The organism is Streptomyces sp. NPDC036984, from assembly GCF_055607665.1.
The window spans coordinates 78,970-94,333 of the sequence record NZ_JBVJRL010000019.1 but is presented as its reverse complement, the minus strand read 5'-3'; the positions used below and the strand labels follow the sequence as shown (position 1 = coordinate 94,333).

The 15,364-nt window shown below is 70.8% G+C and carries 17 protein-coding genes; 8 read left to right on the top strand and 9 right to left on the bottom strand.

What is annotated here, in order from left to right:
* Nucleotides 1-4 precede the first annotated feature (4 nt).
* The 6 genes from lipB to ACZ7DL_RS29305 all read left to right on the top strand — a co-directional run bounded on the left by lipB (nt 5) and on the right by ACZ7DL_RS29305 (nt 5,411).
* Nucleotides 5-802, top strand: a complete 798-nt coding sequence (gene lipB / locus ACZ7DL_RS29330) for a lipoyl(octanoyl) transferase LipB (protein ID WP_470778636.1) — start codon at nt 5-7, stop codon at nt 800-802.
* Between the two features lie 106 nt (nt 803-908).
* Complete coding sequence (lipA, locus tag ACZ7DL_RS29325) at nt 909-1,898, top strand: lipoyl synthase (protein ID WP_470778634.1); 990 nt, start codon at nt 909-911, stop codon at nt 1,896-1,898.
* A gap of 231 nt (nt 1,899-2,129) precedes the next feature.
* Nucleotides 2,130-2,327, top strand: coding sequence for an SCO2195 family GlnR-regulated protein (locus ACZ7DL_RS29320; RefSeq protein WP_361132127.1), 198 nt, complete (start codon nt 2,130-2,132; stop codon nt 2,325-2,327).
* A 71-nt stretch (nt 2,328-2,398) separates the two neighbouring features.
* Nucleotides 2,399-3,100: a DUF4191 domain-containing protein gene (locus ACZ7DL_RS29315; RefSeq protein WP_470778633.1), complete on the top strand. Its 702-nt coding sequence runs from the start codon at nt 2,399-2,401 to the stop codon at nt 3,098-3,100.
* 123 nt (nt 3,101-3,223) lie between these two features.
* Nucleotides 3,224-4,306 (top strand): right-handed parallel beta-helix repeat-containing protein, encoded by a 1,083-nt coding sequence (locus ACZ7DL_RS29310; RefSeq protein WP_470778631.1) that lies wholly within the window; start codon nt 3,224-3,226, stop codon nt 4,304-4,306.
* Nucleotides 4,307-4,418: 112 nt separating this feature from the next.
* Nucleotides 4,419-5,411, top strand: a complete 993-nt coding sequence (locus ACZ7DL_RS29305; protein WP_470778708.1) for a methyltransferase — start codon at nt 4,419-4,421, stop codon at nt 5,409-5,411.
* A gap of 75 nt (nt 5,412-5,486) precedes the next feature.
* On the opposite strand, the gene ACZ7DL_RS29300 is transcribed toward ACZ7DL_RS29305, so the two are convergent.
* The 7 genes from ACZ7DL_RS29300 to ACZ7DL_RS29270 are packed head-to-tail and all read right to left on the bottom strand — an operon-like array spanning nt 5,487 to nt 10,658.
* The gene (locus tag ACZ7DL_RS29300; protein ID WP_470778630.1) at nt 5,487-5,819 is read right to left on the bottom strand and encodes a TcmI family type II polyketide cyclase; all 333 of its coding nucleotides are present in this window, start codon (nt 5,817-5,819) and stop codon (nt 5,487-5,489) included.
* 19 nt (nt 5,820-5,838) lie between these two features.
* Nucleotides 5,839-6,318 (bottom strand): SRPBCC family protein, encoded by a 480-nt coding sequence (locus tag ACZ7DL_RS29295; RefSeq protein WP_470778628.1) that lies wholly within the window; start codon nt 6,316-6,318, stop codon nt 5,839-5,841.
* A gap of 1 nt (nt 6,319) precedes the next feature.
* Nucleotides 6,320-6,574 (bottom strand): acyl carrier protein, encoded by a 255-nt coding sequence (locus ACZ7DL_RS29290; protein WP_470778626.1) that lies wholly within the window; start codon nt 6,572-6,574, stop codon nt 6,320-6,322.
* A gap of 20 nt (nt 6,575-6,594) precedes the next feature.
* Complete coding sequence (locus ACZ7DL_RS29285; RefSeq protein WP_470778625.1) at nt 6,595-7,836, bottom strand: beta-ketoacyl synthase N-terminal-like domain-containing protein; 1,242 nt, start codon at nt 7,834-7,836, stop codon at nt 6,595-6,597.
* Nucleotides 7,837-7,843: 7 nt separating this feature from the next.
* Nucleotides 7,844-9,103, bottom strand: coding sequence for a beta-ketoacyl-[acyl-carrier-protein] synthase family protein (locus ACZ7DL_RS29280; protein WP_470778623.1), 1,260 nt, complete (start codon nt 9,101-9,103; stop codon nt 7,844-7,846).
* Complete coding sequence (locus tag ACZ7DL_RS29275) at nt 9,100-9,513, bottom strand: cupin domain-containing protein (protein WP_470778706.1); 414 nt, start codon at nt 9,511-9,513, stop codon at nt 9,100-9,102. Before ACZ7DL_RS29275 ends, ACZ7DL_RS29280 begins: the two co-directional genes overlap by 4 nt.
* Before the next feature lie 59 nt (nt 9,514-9,572).
* Nucleotides 9,573-10,658, bottom strand: a complete 1,086-nt coding sequence (locus ACZ7DL_RS29270) for a SchA/CurD-like domain-containing protein (protein WP_470778621.1) — start codon at nt 10,656-10,658, stop codon at nt 9,573-9,575.
* 201 nt (nt 10,659-10,859) lie between these two features.
* Between ACZ7DL_RS29270 and ACZ7DL_RS29265 the strand changes: the two genes are divergently transcribed.
* Nucleotides 10,860-12,518 (top strand): FAD-dependent oxidoreductase, encoded by a 1,659-nt coding sequence (locus ACZ7DL_RS29265; protein WP_470778620.1) that lies wholly within the window; start codon nt 10,860-10,862, stop codon nt 12,516-12,518.
* A gap of 69 nt (nt 12,519-12,587) precedes the next feature.
* Here ACZ7DL_RS29265 and ACZ7DL_RS29260 read toward each other — a convergent pair whose 3' ends face one another.
* Nucleotides 12,588-13,055: an RDD family protein gene (locus ACZ7DL_RS29260; RefSeq protein WP_470778618.1), complete on the bottom strand. Its 468-nt coding sequence runs from the start codon at nt 13,053-13,055 to the stop codon at nt 12,588-12,590.
* A gap of 210 nt (nt 13,056-13,265) precedes the next feature.
* Between ACZ7DL_RS29260 and glnA the strand changes: the two genes are divergently transcribed.
* Nucleotides 13,266-14,675: a type I glutamate--ammonia ligase gene (gene glnA / locus ACZ7DL_RS29255; protein WP_208031859.1), complete on the top strand. Its 1,410-nt coding sequence runs from the start codon at nt 13,266-13,268 to the stop codon at nt 14,673-14,675.
* A gap of 89 nt (nt 14,676-14,764) precedes the next feature.
* Here the strand turns inward: glnA and ACZ7DL_RS29250 are convergent, their stop codons facing one another.
* Nucleotides 14,765-15,355, bottom strand: coding sequence for an isochorismatase family protein (locus ACZ7DL_RS29250; protein WP_470778616.1), 591 nt, complete (start codon nt 15,353-15,355; stop codon nt 14,765-14,767).
* Nucleotides 15,356-15,364: the final 9 nt, after the last annotated feature.

Below are 15,364 nucleotides of genomic sequence, written 5' to 3'. Positions count from 1 at the left end.
TGCCGTGAGCGAGTTGCGGTTCGTCCGCATGGGATTCGGTGCGGATGCCGTCGATTACCAGGAGGCATGGGACGAGCAGCGCCGGGTGCACGCGGCCCGGTTCGCCGACGAGATCCCCGACACGGTGATCCTCCTGGAGCACCCCCCGGTGTACACGGCCGGCCGGCGCACCGAGGACAGCGAGCGCCCGCTGGACGGCACCCCGGTCATCGACGTGGACCGCGGCGGCAAGATCACCTGGCACGGCCCTGGCCAGCTGGTGGGCTATCCCATCCAGAAGCTGCCCCGCCCGGTGGACGTGGTGGCGCACGTACGGCGCCTGGAGGAGGCGATCATCCGGGCGTGCGCCGAGTTCGGCCTGGAGACCACCCGGGTCGAGGGCCGCAGCGGGGTGTGGGTGCTCGGCGACCCGGTCGAGCAGCGGCCGGCACTCGGCGGACTCTCCCTCGACTTCGACCCGCGGCTGAACGACGAGGAGTTCGACCCCCGGCTGAACGGCCCCGAGTACGCCCCCTCCAACGCGGGCCAGCGGCGCGAGGACCGCAAGATCGCCGCGATCGGCATCCGGGTCGCCAAGGGCGTCACCATGCACGGCTTCTCCTTCAACGTGAACCCGGACAACGTCTGGTTCGACCGGATCATCCCGTGCGGCATCCGTGACGCGGGCGTCACCTCGCTCAGCAACGAGCTGGGCCGGGACATCACGGTCGAGGAGGCCCTGCCGGTCGTGGAGCGGCATCTGCGGGACGTGCTGGAGAAGGCGGACCTGAAGCCGCGCGTGATCGAGAAGGCATCCGCCTGACCGAGGGAATGCGTCCTGCGGCCATGAGGTTGGCCTTGCCGGCAGGGCCCACTTAACACGGGCGTACCCTGGTGTACGCCGAAGAATCAAAGCTTAGGGAGCCGACGTGTCCGCAGTCGCACCCGACGGACGCAAGATGCTGCGCCTGGAGGTCCGCAACAGCCAGACCCCCATCGAGCGCAAGCCCGAGTGGATCAAGACCCGGGCGAAAATGGGTCCCGAGTACACGAAGATGCAGAATCTCGTGAAGGGCGAGGGCCTGCACACGGTGTGCCAGGAAGCCGGCTGCCCGAACATCTACGAGTGCTGGGAGGACCGCGAGGCGACCTTCCTCATCGGCGGCGACCAGTGCACCCGGCGCTGTGACTTCTGCCAGATCGACACCGGCAAGCCCGAGGCGCTCGACCGGGACGAGCCGCGCCGCGTCGGCGAGTCCGTGGTCACCATGGACCTGAACTACGCCACCATCACCGGCGTCGCCCGCGACGACCTGGAGGACGGCGGCGCGTGGCTGTACGCCGAGACCGTGCGCCAGATCCACCGGCAGACGGCGAACCGCGAGGGCGGCCGTACCAAGGTCGAGCTGCTGGCTCCCGACTTCAACGCGATCCCCGAGCAGCTCGCGGAGGTCTTCTCCGCCCGCCCCGAGGTGTTCGCGCACAACGTCGAGACGGTCCCCCGGATCTTCAAGCGGATCCGCCCCGGCTTCCGCTACGAGCGCTCCCTGAAGGTCATCACCGAGGCCCGCGACTTCGGCCTGGTGACCAAGTCGAACCTGATCCTCGGCATGGGCGAGACCCGCGAGGAGGTCAGCGAGGCGCTCAAGCAGCTGCACGACGCGGGCTGCGAGCTGGTCACCATCACCCAGTACCTGCGCCCCTCCGTGCGCCACCATCCGGTGGAGCGCTGGGTGAAGCCGCACGAGTTCGTGGAGCTGAAGGAGGAGGCCGAGCAGATCGGCTTCTCCGGCGTGATGTCCGGGCCGCTGGTGCGGTCCTCGTACCGTGCCGGGCGGCTGTACCAGATGGCCGTCGAGCAGCGTCATTCGGCTGCTCCGCAGCGGGGGGGCGACTTCATCGCCGCCCAGGCGGTCTGAGCCCGAGCCATGTGAATTCGCGCACAAGCAATTACCGGCCAGTAATGGCCGAGTCGCCGCGGTCCCGACCGTCCTCGCTGATGAGGGCGCCGTCCGGGGCCGCGTCGCGTTTCGGCTCGTCGCATCAAGGTTTCATGGGTGTTTGACCGGTCGGACATGCCCTGGTAACACCAATCAGTGACTCTGGTATCACGCCCCGTATCACCATCGCTCCGAGGGGGGACCTCGATCATGCAGGCCGCGCCCGTACGCGCCACCGCCATCCCGTCCTTCACCGACGCCCTGCGCGCCGTCGAGTCCCTGCTGATGAGCGGCGGCCAGCGCACCGCCCGCCGCAACGCATGGACCTCCGTCCTGGAGGACCGCCGTCGCGCCAAGGACCGCGTCGAGGCCCAGCGGGTCCTGGAGCAGGCCGCCACCCGCCCCTGACGCCTCCCCCGGCTCCTTGCCGCCGGGCACTGCCGTCGTCTGCGCTCCCGGGGGCACGTAGACTTCTGGGCATGGCGAGGAAGGAAACCGCGGCGGACGCCGCGAACGCAGGGCGACTGAAGCAGATCGCTCTCACGTACAAGATGACCCGCAAGGCCGACAAGAAGATCGGTCTTGTACTCGCGGCCGTCGGCATCGGCACGCTCGGTGTCTTCCTCGCGATCGGCTTCCTGATCGGCCACCCGGTGTACCTGGGCATCTTCGGTCTGCTGATCGCCCTGCTGGCGACGGCGATCGTGTTCGGCCGCCGGGCCGAGCAGGCCGCGTTCGGCCAGATGGAGGGCCAGCCGGGCGCCGCAGCCGCGGTGCTGGACAACATCGGCCGGGGCTGGACGACGACCCCCGCGGTGGCGATGAACCGCAGCCAGGACGTGGTGCACCGGGCCGTCGGCAAGGCCGGCATCGTGCTGGTCGCCGAGGGCAACCCGAACCGCGTGAAGAGCCTGCTCGCCGCCGAGAAGAAGAAGATGAACCGCATCGTCGCGGACGTTCCGGTGCACGATGTGATCGTCGGCAACGGCGAGGGCCAGGTCGAGCTGAAGAAGCTGCGCACGACCATGCTGAAGTTCCCGCGCGTGCTGACCGGCCCCCAGGTGACGGCCACCAACGACCGGCTGCGCGCCATGGGCGACCTGATGAGCAACATGCCGCTGCCGAAGGGGCCGATGCCGAAGGGCATGCGGCTGCCCAAGGGCGGCCCCCGGGGTCGCTAGCGGCCCGCCCGTCCACCGGCCCAGCGCCCCTTCGGGGGCGCTTCGGCGTTTTCCGGCCCGTGACACGCCGCCGAACGGAGCATCCAGCGGGTAATCGGCTCATGCGCTCCTAGCCTTCGGAACGTGACAAAACGCCATATTGCGTACCTCGCATGCACCACCGTCCTCGTCGGTGCCTTCAGCGGCACCACCCCGGCCTCGGCCGCCCACCGGACCCTCGTCGTGCTCCCGGGCCAGTCGATCCAGAAGGCGGTCGACGCCGCCAAGTCCGGCGACACGGTGCTCGTGCTCGCCGGGACCTACCGCGAGAGCGTCACGGTGAAGACGCCGGGCCTGACCCTGCGCGGCGTGGGCCACCACACGGTGATCCGGCCGCCCAAGAAGGCCAAGTCCGCCGTGCGCGGAGCGAAGGCCTCCGTCACCTGCCTCGCGGCCGGCAACGGCATCTGTGTCGTCGGAGGGAAGAAGGCCCTCACGAACGTCACCGTCGCCGACCTCAAGGTGACCGGCTTCGCCAAGACCGGCCTGTGGTCCGAGGGGACCGACCGGCTGACCGTGGAGCGCGTGACCGCCGACGACAACGGCCAGTGGGGCATCGCCCAGGAGCACTCCACCCGCGCGGTCTTCTGGGGGAACACCGCCCGGGGCAACGGGGACGCCGGTCTGTTCCTCGCCAACAGCGTCAAGGCCGAGCAGGGCGCCAAGGACAGCAAGGGCGCGGTGATCGAGGGCAACCATCTGGAGGACAACCGGATCGGCATCACCGTCCGGCGGCTGCGCAACCTCACCGTCACCCACAACCACGCCGTCGGCAACTGCGCGGGCGTGTTCGTCGTCGGCGACGAGAACAAGCCGCGGGCCGGCGCCCTCACCGTCAGCGAGAACCTCGTCGAGCGGAACAACAAGTACTGCCCGAAGACCGCCCGGCTGCCCTATCTGAAGGGCTCCGGCATCGTGCTGACCGGCACCGAGAAGGCCCTGGTGACGCGGAACACGGTCATCGGCCACACCGGCAAGTCCCCGCTGTCGGGCGGCATCGTCCTGTTCAAGAGCTTCGTGGGCGTCAAGAGCGAGAAGAACCGGATCACCGACAACCACCTGGAGAACAACGCGCCGGCGGACCTGGTCAACCAGGAGACCGCGAAGAGCAACAACGCCTTCCAGGGCAACGCCTGCCGGGCCTCCAAGCCCGCGGGCCTGTGCTGACCGGACGGCCGTACCCGACCCACATCAGGAAGGAAGGCGGCACATGACCGCACCATCCTCCGAGCTCTCGGCTCCGCTGGAGCCGGGGGCACCCCCCTCCCCTCCGCCCTCGATGCGGCTGCGCGAGCTGGTGTTCGGAGCGGCCTGCGCCGCGGCCGTCCGCGCCGCCGCCCGGCTGGGCGTCGCCGACGCGCTCGGGGACGCCCCCATGACCGTGGAGGGCCTGGCGGCCGCGCTGCACACCGAGCCGAAACCGCTGCGCCGGCTGCTGCGCGCCCTGTCCTGCTACGGCGTCTTCGCCGAGCGGCCCGACGGGACGTTCGCCCACACCGAGATGTCCCGGCTGCTGCGCGAGGACAACCCGAACAGCCTGCGGGCCATCGCCCTGTGGTGCACCGAGCCGTGGACCTGGGACGCCTGGCCGAGGCTGGACCAGGCGGTCCGCACCGGCCGGAACGTCGTGGAGGACCTGTACGGCAAGGAGTTCTTCGCCTACCTGAACGAGGACGCCCCGGAGTCGGCCGACGTCTTCAACCAGGCGATGACGAGGTCCAGCGAGCAGTCGGCCCGGGAGGTCGCCGCCCTCCTGGACCTGTCCGGCAGCTCGTCCGTCGCCGACATCGGCGGCGGCCAGGGGCACGTCGTGGCGAGCCTGCTGGACAAGTATCCGGCGATGCGGGGCTACCTGCTGGATCTGCCCCGGGTGGTGGAGAAGGCCCTGCCGCGGCTGCGCGAGGGCGACCTCGCGGACCGGACCCGGATCGTGCCCGGCGACGTCCGGGCGTCCGTCCCGGTCGAGGCCGACGTCTACATCATCAAGAACATCCTGGAGTGGGACGACGAGTCCACCGCCCGGCTGCTGTGCAACGTCGTGGAGGCGGGCGGCCCCGGCGCCCGGGTCGTGGTCATCGAGAACCTCGTGGACGACACCCCGTCGATGCGGTTCAGCACGGCCATGGACCTGCTGCTGCTCCTCAACGTCGGCGGTGCCAAGCACACCACCGACAGCATGGTGGGCCGGCTCGAGGCCGCGGGCCTGGCCGTCGGCGACATCCGGCCGGTCAACCCCTTCCTGCACGCGTTCGACTGCACGGTCTCCGGGTGAGCGACTCCCCCGCCGAACACACCGGTGCCGGGTCCGCGTCGTACGCGGGCCCGGCACCGGTGGTCCGGACGGGGATCAGTCGCGGGCGTCGCGCTCCCAGAGGTAGAAGCGCTGCGCCATCGCGTCCTTCGGGGACCGCCAGGTCTCCGGATCGTAGGCGCTGACGTACGCCGACAGGCGCTCGCTGACCTCTCGGAACTCGGGGTGCGAGGTGACCTTGGCGATGGCCGGCCCGGGCTCGCGCTCGGACTCGATGAGGTGCATGTAGACGTCGCCGAACTGGAAGAGGCTGCGCCGGACGACGCCGACGAGGTGGGGCAGCTCGCCCCGGTCGGACTCCGCGAACACCTTGGCGATGTCGGGGGCGGAGCCCGGGGCCATGCGGGCGACGATCAGGGCCTGGTGCACGGTCGTCTCCTCGTCCGGCTCAGTCGGCCAGAGCCGGGGCGGGCCGGTGTCCGGCGGCCGCCTTCTCGATCTTGTCCCGGATCAGGGCCAGCTGGACCTTGCTGTTCTTGTTGATGTTGTCGGTCATCCAGTCGTCGTCGACGGGCGCGTCCGGCTTCATCTCGAAGTCCTGCGTCCAGACCATGCGGGTGCCGGCGGGTACCTCCTCGTACCGCCAGTGGATGTTCATGAAGGCGAAGGGCCCGGTCTCCACCCGACGCGCCGTGACGGTGAGCGAGTCGCGGTCCGGCTCGCGCTCGGAGACCCAGCTCCAGACGGTGCCGTTGTCGTCCGGGTGCATGGTCAGCCGGAAGGTGGTCTTGGCGCCCTCCCGCTTGAGGACCTCGACCGAGGCGTACTCGCTGAACAGCTGCGGCCACCGCTCCAGGTCGTTGGTCATGTCCCAGACCAGATCCAGGGGGGCGGCGATGGTGATCTCGTTCTGGGTGTGTCCTGCCATCTCAGGCTCCTGCCATCAGGGTGCTGTTGACGAGGTTGAGGAACTGCTGGGGCGTCTTGCAGCGCTCCGCGTCGACCGGCATCGGGGTGCCGTGGGTGTTCTCCAGCTCGCCGACGATGCCGAGCAGTCCCAGCGAGTCGACGCCGAGGACGTCGAAGCCGGTGTCCGGCTGTGCCTCGAGCTGCTCCGGGCTGACGGTGACGCCGGCGGCCTTCTTCATCAGCGCGGCGAGTTCTTCCACGGTGATCTGGGGCATGGTTTTCCTCCTTTGCTTGCTCACGCGGTGCCGCGTCGCAGCACCAGCGCCGAGTTCGACCCCATGAGTCCCCGGCTGAGCACCAGCGCCGTGCGCAGCTCGGCGACCCGGGCGCGGCCGGTCACGAGGTCGAGGTCGTGGCAGACGTCGAAGACGTTCGGCGTCGGCGGGATCAGGCCGTGCTCCATTGCGAGCACGGCCGCCGCGGTGTCCAGGACGGGGGCCGCGCAGTAGCCGCGGCCGATTCCGGTCTTCGGTGCCGTCACCGGCACCCGGGTGCCGTGCTCGCCGAGGGCGTCGGCGAGGGCCAGCGCCTCGGCCCGGTCCGCCTCCGGCACCCCGAGGGCGTCGGCGAAGACGACGTCGATCTCCTCGGGCGCGCACTCGGCCTCGTGCAAGGCCTGCCGGATGGCGTGGGCGAGGCCGTCCTGGGACGCCGCCCAGCGGGAGGCGCCGGTGAAGGTGGCCCCGTGGCCCGCCACGACGGCCCGGGGCTCGGTGCCGCGTTCGCGGGCGGAGCCCGCCGCCTCCACGACGAGCATCGCGCCACCCTCGGCGGGCACGAACCCGCACGCCCCGTCCGTGAACGGGCGGTACGCCCGGGACGGATCCGGCTCGCGGCTCAGCTCCTCGTAGCCGAGCTGGCAGACCATCGAGTACGGCGCGAGCGGCGCCTCGGTGGAGCCGGCCACGATCACGTCGGTGCCGCGCCGCACCGCGCGGGCCGCGTGGGCGAGGGCGTCGAGACCGCCGGCCTCGTCGGAGGCGACGACGGAGCAGGGCCCCTTGAAGCCGCGGCGGATGGACACCTGGCCGGTGCTCGCGGCGTAGAACCAGGCGATGGACTGGTACGGCCCGACGAACCGGCTGCCCTTGCCCCACAGTTGCTGGAGTTCGCGCTGGCCGAACTCACCGCCGCCGGAGCCGGCCGCGGTGACCACGCCGATGGAGTACGGCGCGTCGGGGATGTCGGCCAGCGCCAGCCGGGCGTCGTCCAGCGCGAAGTCGGCCGCGGCCATGGCGTAGTGCGTGAACCGGTCGGTCTGGACGAGGAAGCGCTCCTCGATCGTCGCCGCCGGGTCGAAGGCGCGGACCTCTCCGGCCACCTTGAGCGGAAGGTGCTCGCAGCCCTCGCGGGTGATCCGGTCGAGGACGCTGAGACCCTCCTGGGTGGCCTTCCAGAAGGTGTCGGTGCTGGTGCCGTTGGGCGCGACCACTCCGATGCCGGTGATGGCCGCACGCCGGTCGTGCGGTTCGCTCATCGTGTCCTCACTCCCTGGGACGGGTCAGGATCACCGCGGACTGGAAGCCGCCGAACCCGCTGCCCACGGACAGCACGCTGGTCAGCTTCCGTTCACGGGCGACGCGCGGGACGTAGTCCAGGTCGCACTCGGGGTCGGGGATCTCGTAGTTCGCGGTCGGCGGTACGACCTGCTTGGCGAGGGCCAGCACACAGGCGACCAGCTCGATGGCGCCGATCGCCCCGAGGGAGTGCCCCACCATGGACTTGATGGAGCTCATCGGGGTGTCGTAGGCGTGGTGGCCGAGCGCCCGCTTCACGGCCGCCGTCTCGTGGCGGTCGTTCTGCCGGGTGCCGGAGCCGTGCGCGTTGACGTAGTCGATCGCGGTCGGGTCGAGCCGCGCCTGGTCGAGGGCGTTCTCGATGGCTCGTGCCATCTCCAGGCCCTCCTTGGTCAGACCGGTCATGTGGTAGGCGTTGCCGAAGGTGGCGTAGCCGCCGAACTCGCAGTACACGTGCGCACCGCGGGCCCGGGCGTGCTCCAGTTCCTCCAGGACGAGCACCGCGCCGCCCTCGCCCATGACGAAGCCGTCACGGTTGTTGTCGAAGGGCCGGGAGGCGTGCGCGGGGTCGTCGTTGTTCGGGGACGTGGCCTTGATCGCGTCGAAGCAGGCCATGGTGATCGGGGAGATCGGAGAGTCCGAGGCTCCCGCGATGCATATGTCGGCCCGGCCGTCCTGCACGGTGTGGAAGGCGTATCCGACGGCGTCCAGGCCGGAGGTGCAGCCGGTGGACACGGTCTGGACGGGCCCCTGGGCGCCGAAACGTTCCGCCACCGCGGAGGCCACTGTGCTCGGCGAGAACGCCCGGTGCAGCTGCGGCTCCGCCTCGGTGGGGTCGACGTCCCAGCGCTGCCCGCGATGGCTGACCAGGACGTAGTCGTGCTCCAGGCGGGTGGTGCCGCCGACCGCGGTGCCCACCGAGACGCCGACCCGCCAGGGGTCCTCCCCGGCGAGGTCGAGACCGGAGTCCCGGACCGCCTCCTCACCGGCGACCAGGGCGAACTGTATGTACCGGTCCGCCCGCTCGACCTGCTCGGCGTCCAGGCCGTGCGCGGCGGGATCGAAGTCGCACTCGGCGGCGATCCGGGACCGGAGCCCGGCCGGGTCGAAGAACGTGATGCCCCGCGTCGCGGTACGCCCTTCGGCGAGCAGACTCCAGAAAGCCGGTACGCCGATCCCGCCCGGAGCGACGATGCCTATGCCGGTGACCGCCACCCGCCGGGTCATGAGCGGACCTGTTCCCGGTCGGCCGGCTCGGCGGCGACGGCGACCGCCTCCGTCTCCTCCGTGTCGACGTGGCCGAGAGCCGGCCGCGGGGCCAGCGGGCCCAGGTGGAAGACGATCCGCGCCTCCACGTTGCCGACGTTGCGGAAGCGGTGCCGCATGTTCATCGGGATCATCAGCCCCTGCTCGGGCCGCAGCGGGTGCGGCTCGCCGTCCAGGTCCACCTCCAGCTGTCCGCAGACGACGTAGACGAACTCCTCGGAGTACGGGTGGTAGTGCTCCCCGATGCGGTCGCCGGGCTGCACGATGGCCACGCCCATGAAACCGCTGGTGGAGCCCACCGTGGCCGGGGTGAGCATGGCGCGCAGATCGCCGCCGCGCCGGGTGTTGGGCTCGACCTCGCTGAGGTCGATGATCTTCGGAAGGGGTTTGATCACGGCGTTCCTCCGTTGGGGTGCTGGGCCGGCCGGGGTCAGGCGTCCGGGGAGCGGCGGTCGGTGACGAGGTCCATGCCGACGGGCTCGCCGTCCAGCAGGTCGCGCAGCGCGGCCCGGTGCCCGGCCTCCGGCAGGACGGCATCGGCGCGCAGGCCGGCGCGTACGTCGATCAGCCGTACGACGACGTCGTCGCGCTGGAAGATCGTGCTGCGCAGGACCGGGCTGTCCGGGTCGTCCGCCGCCACCGTGTCCTGCTGGGCGAGCAGCTCGGCCAGCCGCATGCCGTCGCCCGGCCGGGCCGGGTAGTACAGCGCCTGCCGCTCGCCCTCGGTGAGTTCGTCCGCGGTGACGTGGTGGACGGCGGGCAGCGCCGCCCGGGTGAAGAAGACCCGTGCGGACTCCTGGTCGTCGAGGTCCCGCTCCTGCTCCAGGTAGGGGTTGATGGCCTCCTCGACGGCGCGTACCTCGGGCTGCCGGGCGACGTGCCGCAGTGCCGCGAGCAGGTCGCCGCGCACCTCGATGGCCCGCACCACCCGGTTGCCGTGCATGAACAGGGAGGTGCGGCACAACCGGGTGGTCTCGTCGACCCGCGCCTGGGGGGAGGCGTAGTTCGCGAGGATCCGCTTGACCTCCGACTCGCTGCCCGGCTTGACCGTGAAGGTCAGCGCGTGCCGGATCACGCCGTCGCCGATCCGCGGGGACGCCTGGAGCCGGCGCCGGGCCGCGGAGGCGGCCGCCGCCTCGCCGCCGGTCTCGCGGACGACGTGGAAGCGCAGCGAGCGGGTGTCCCGGACGCAGCTGTGCAGCGGTTCCACCATCCGCACGTGCTCCTCGCTGTTCACCCAGGTGAGGAACGGCGGGGCACTCTCCCACTCGCTGGTGATGAGCCATTGGGAGGGATTCTCGATCGACTGGCACAGCTGGTCGCTGACGTGGCCGGGCACCTGCGCCACCTGGTTGCACAGTTGCTCGTAGGCCTCCAGGAACTGCTGCTGGGCGCCGTCGTTGACGTCCACGAGCAGGACGACCCGGAGACGGGAGCCGTCGAACACGGACTGGGAGACCCGTTTCGACACCTGACGCGTCGACGGGGCCGAAAGCTTTTCCGACATGGTGGTCATTGCTGCGCATCTCCTTCACGGGGGCAGAGGCGAACGCCGGCCGCCGATGACGCGACGTCAGCGCTTCTTGATCCTGTGCCGCTTCCCGCGGTACGCGCGACTCGCGTGAACCACGTGGGTGATTGAGCACGCGAAAGCTCTCCCAGAGGGCACAGAAACACCAAGGCGCACCCCATCCCGACGCATGCCTCTGGAGCCTCGATGCAGCAGAAAGCCGATCACCAGGTACCCGTCCTCGTCGTGGGCGGGTCTCTGGTGGGCCTGTCCCTCTCCCTGTTCCTGGGCCGTCTCGGCGTACCGCACATGCTCGTCGAGCGGCATTCCGGCACCTCGATCCACCCGCGTGGCCGCGGCAACAACCTGCGGACGATGGAGCTGTTCCGGGTGGCCGGCATCGAGCCGGACATCAAGGCGGCGGCCTCGCTCCTCGCGGACAACCACGGCATCCTGCAGACCCCGACCCTGGTCGGCGACGCCGGCGAGTGGCTGTTCAAGCACATCGACCCGGGCGGCGGACTCGCGAGATTCAGCCCCACCACGTGGTGCCTGTGCAGCCAGAACGACCTGGAGCCGGTGCTGGTGAAGGGGGCCCGCGCGCTCGGCGGCGACCTGCGTTACTTCCATGAGCTGGAAGGCTTCGAGCAGGACTCCGAAGGGGTGACGGCGTTCGTCCGGGACCGCGACGGCGACCGGCTCTACACGGTCCGCGCGGGTTACCTGGTGGCGTGCGACGGCCCGCGCAGCCCCGTCCGGCGCCGGCTCGGCATCGGGCAGAGCGGCCCCGGCGACCTCTTCGCCAACGTGAGCGTCACCTTCCGGTCCAAGCTGCTCGCCGACACGGTCGGCGACCGGCGTTTCATCTGCTGCTACCTGACCAGTCCCGGAGCCGACGGCGCGCTGCTGCCCGTCGACAACAAGGAGCACTGGGTCTTCCACGCCCCCTGGCACCCGGAGCAGGGCGAGACGCTGGACGAGTTCACCGAGGAGCGGCTCCAGCGGCACATCCGTCAGGCCGTCGGCGTCCCCGACCTCGACGTCGAGATCACCGGCAAGGCGTCCTGGCGCGCCGCGGAACGGGTCGCCGAGCGGTACACCGCCGGCCGGGTCCTGCTCGCCGGCGACTCCGCCCACGAGATGTCCCCGACCGGCGCCTTCGGCTCCAACACCGGCATCCAGGACGCCCACAACCTGGCCTGGAAGCTGGCCGCCGTCCTCGACGGCTGGGCCGGACCCGAGCTGCTGGAGACGTACGACACCGAGCGCCGGCCCGTCGCCCTGGCCACCAGCGCCCGGGCCTCGGCCCGCTCCGTGGAGCACAGCCACCCCGGCTTCGCCCCCACCCCCGGCGTCGGCGGCGGCCCGCGCAGCGGCATCCTCCCCGTCGTCCTCGCCTACCGCTATCTGGAGGGCGCCGTCGTGGGCGCCGACCCCGCCCAGCCGGTCGTACCCGACGGGATGAATTTGACCGGGCAGCCGGGCAGCCGGGCCCCGCACCTGTGGCTGCGCCGGGCGGGCGAGCGGCTCTCCACGGTCGACCTCTACGAGCGGTCCATGGTGCTGCTCAGCGACGCCGGGTCGGCCGCGGGCAGGGCCTGGCACGCGGCCGCCCGCCGCGTCGCCGAGGCGGACGGCGTCCGGCTGGCGGCGTACCGGATCGGTGCCGGGGCGGACGCCGAGCTGGCCTACGACGGGGAGGGCCCCGCCGGCGGCAGCGACTGGGCGGCGGTGCACGGCACGACGGCCGACGGGGCGGTCCTGGTACGGCCGGACGGGTTCGTGGCCTGGCGCGCGCCCGGCGCCGTACCGGATCCGGAGGCCGAGCTGCGGACGGTGCTGGCGGCGGTGCTGCGCCGGGGCTGAGACCGCGCACACGGTGAGGGCCACCCGCACCGGGCGGCGCGGGTGGCCTTTGTGCCGTACATCACATCGTCAGACGCGGACTTCGACCGTCTTCGCGATCCGGTCGTGCAGGCCGCGGCCGTCGCGGTCCCAGATCAACGCGGGGATCGCGAGGCACAGCAGGACCGTGCGCAGCAGGGAGCGCAGCGGGCTGACCGTGCCGGTCTCCAGGGCCACCACCCGGATGCCGAAGAGGCGCTTGCCGGGGGTGAAGCCGACCGTGCCGACGGTCAGGGCGCTCAGGACGAAGAAGAGGGCCAGCGCCCAGTTGCTCGTAGCCGGGCTGTTGCCGTGCGTGATCAGGCCGTATGCGATCAGGACGCACAGCGCCCAGTCCACGGCGAGTGCGCCGAGCCGCCGTCCGGGCCGCGCGATCGAGTTCGGGCCGTGCTCCGGGAGACCGAGTTGCTCGCCCCGGTATCCGAAGTCGGCGCCCGCCTCTTCCATGGCCGCGCGCGGCCCGGAGAGCCACGATCCGATTGCCTGCCTGTTGTCCACCCGTCCACGGTACTGCGCCCGGTTTCGGGCACTACGCACAGGGGTGTGTCGGGGCTACCGTGGACACGTGGCCGGTTAACTTCTGCGAAACAAACGGGTCACGCCCGAGAAATCACCCGTCCCTAGGGTCGAGACCAGCGTGTGCCACCGCACTGGCCGCACGAACGATCTACCACCCCGGCGTCGACGGTCGGGAGTAGGAGGAGCTGGATGTTCCAGAACGCCGACGAGGCCAAGAAGTTCATCGCGGACGAGGACGTCAAGTTCGTCGACGTCCGGTTCTGCGACCTGCCGGGCGTCATGCAGCACTTCACGGTGCCCGTTGAGGCGTTCGACCCGGACGAGGAGCTGGCCTTCGACGGATCGTCGATCCGCGGTTTCCAGGCCATCCACGAGTCCGACATGGCTCTGCGTGCGGACCTGTCCACCGCCCGTGTGGACCCGTTCCGCCGCGACAAGACCCTCAACATCAACTTCTTCATCCACGACCCGATCACGGGCGAGCAGTACTCCCGTGACCCGCGCAACGTGGCGAAGAAGGCGGAGGCGTACCTGGCGTCGACGGGCATCGCCGACACCGCGTACTTCGGTCCCGAGGCCGAGTTCTACGTCTTCGACAGCGTCCGTTTCGCCACCTCGGCGAACGAGTCCTTCTACCACATCGACTCCGAGGCGGGTGCCTGGAACACCGGCGCCCTGGAGAACAACCGTGGGTACAAGGTCCGCTACAAGGGCGGCTACTTCCCGGTGGCGCCGGTCGACCACTTCGCCGACCTGCGCGCCGAGATCTCCCTGGAGCTGGAGCGGTCCGGCCTGAAGGTCGAGCGCCAGCACCACGAGGTGGGCACCGCCGGCCAGGCGGAGATCAACTACAAGTTCAACACGCTGCTCGCCGCCGCCGACGACCTCCAGCTCTTCAAGTACATCGTGAAGAACGTCGCCTGGCGCAACGGCAAGACCGCGACCTTCATGCCGAAGCCGATCTTCGGTGACAACGGCTCGGGCATGCACGTGCACCAGTCGCTGTGGAGCAACGGCGACCCGCTGTTCTACGACGAGGCCGGCTACGCGGGCCTGTCGGACACCGCCCGCTACTACATCGGCGGCATCCTCAAGCACGCCCCGTCGCTGCTGGCCTTCACCAACCCGACGGTGAACTCGTACCACCGTCTGGTGCCGGGCTTCGAGGCGCCGATCAACCTGGTGTACTCGCAGCGCAACCGCTCCGCCGCCATGCGTATCCCGATCACGGGTTCCAACCCGAAGGCCAAGCGTGTCGAGTTCCGCGCGCCCGACTCCTCCGGCAACCCGTACCTCGCCTTCTCGGCCCTGCTCCTCGCGGGCCTGGACGGCATCAAGAACAAGATCGAGCCGGCCGAGCCGATCGACAAGGACCTGTACGAGCTGGCTCCCGAGGAGCACGCCAACGTCGCCCAGGTCCCGACCTCGCTGAACGCCGTCCTCGACGCCCTCGAGGCCGACCACGAGTTCCTCCTCCAGGGCGACGTGTTCACGTCCGACCTGATCGAGACGTGGATCGACTTCAAGCGCACCAACGAGATCGCCCCGCTCCAGCTGCGTCCGCACCCGCACGAGTTCGAGCTGTACTTCGACGTGTGACAGACGCCCCCCGCGTGGCCGAGGCCCCGTCGCTCCCCCCGTGGAGCGGCGGGGCCTCGCCCTTCCCCCTCTTGTCCCCCCCTGCCGCCTCAGCTCAGCGCTGACGCGGACGGCACGACCACCCCGTAGAGGTCCTGGACGGTGGCGAGAGCGCCGTGGTGGATCTGCTCCGCGGGCACCTCGGCGACCGCCGTCCGCAGGGGCCGGGTCGCGGAGGCGTCGGCCACCACGGTGGGCCGGTTGCCGCGCAGGAACGCGCCCTGCGCCGTGGCCAGCACGCACATGTGGGTCATGAAGCCGGCGATCACCACGTCCTTGTTCCCCGCGGCGTCCACGTGCTCGGCGAGGTCGGTGTCGAGGAACGCGTTGGGGGTGTGCTTCACGACGACGGGCTCGCCGTCTGCGGGGGCCACGCGGGGATGGATCCGGCCGATCTCGGCGCGGATGTCGTACGGGGTGCCCTCGCCGCCGTCGTTGACGACGTGGACCACCCGTGCCCCCGCAGCCCGCGCCCTGGCCAGCAGCTCGGCCGCGGCGTCCAGGGCGGCGTCCCAGCCCGTCAGCTCCATGACGCCCCGCGTGTAGGTGTTCTGGTAGTCGACCATGATCAGCGTGGAGCCGGCGAGCGCGGCCGGGGTCTGGTCGAAGCCGTTCAGTTCGCGCAGGGTCGTGGTGGGCATGGCCGACCT

What these genes read in the sequence shown, in the direction of transcription:
- ACZ7DL_RS29265 (WP_470778620.1), top strand. Translation starts at nt 10,860, where the DNA reads ATGCAGCAGAAAGCCGATCACCAGGTACCCGTCCTCGTCGTGGGCGGG.
- ACZ7DL_RS29250 (WP_470778616.1), bottom strand. Translation starts at nt 15,355, where the DNA reads ATGCCCACCACGACCCTGCGCGAACTGAACGGCTTCGACCAGACCCCG.
- glnA (WP_208031859.1), top strand. Translation starts at nt 13,266, where the DNA reads ATGTTCCAGAACGCCGACGAGGCCAAGAAGTTCATCGCGGACGAGGAC.
- ACZ7DL_RS29320 (WP_361132127.1), top strand. Translation starts at nt 2,130, where the DNA reads ATGCAGGCCGCGCCCGTACGCGCCACCGCCATCCCGTCCTTCACCGAC.
- ACZ7DL_RS29295 (WP_470778628.1), bottom strand. Translation starts at nt 6,318, where the DNA reads ATGGCAGGACACACCCAGAACGAGATCACCATCGCCGCCCCCCTGGAT.
- ACZ7DL_RS29280 (WP_470778623.1), bottom strand. Translation starts at nt 9,103, where the DNA reads ATGACCCGGCGGGTGGCGGTCACCGGCATAGGCATCGTCGCTCCGGGC.
- ACZ7DL_RS29285 (WP_470778625.1), bottom strand. Translation starts at nt 7,836, where the DNA reads ATGAGCGAACCGCACGACCGGCGTGCGGCCATCACCGGCATCGGAGTG.
- ACZ7DL_RS29270 (WP_470778621.1), bottom strand. Translation starts at nt 10,658, where the DNA reads ATGACCACCATGTCGGAAAAGCTTTCGGCCCCGTCGACGCGTCAGGTG.
- ACZ7DL_RS29290 (WP_470778626.1), bottom strand. Translation starts at nt 6,574, where the DNA reads ATGCCCCAGATCACCGTGGAAGAACTCGCCGCGCTGATGAAGAAGGCC.
- ACZ7DL_RS29315 (WP_470778633.1), top strand. Translation starts at nt 2,399, where the DNA reads ATGGCGAGGAAGGAAACCGCGGCGGACGCCGCGAACGCAGGGCGACTG.
- ACZ7DL_RS29305 (WP_470778708.1), top strand. Translation starts at nt 4,419, where the DNA reads ATGCGGCTGCGCGAGCTGGTGTTCGGAGCGGCCTGCGCCGCGGCCGTC.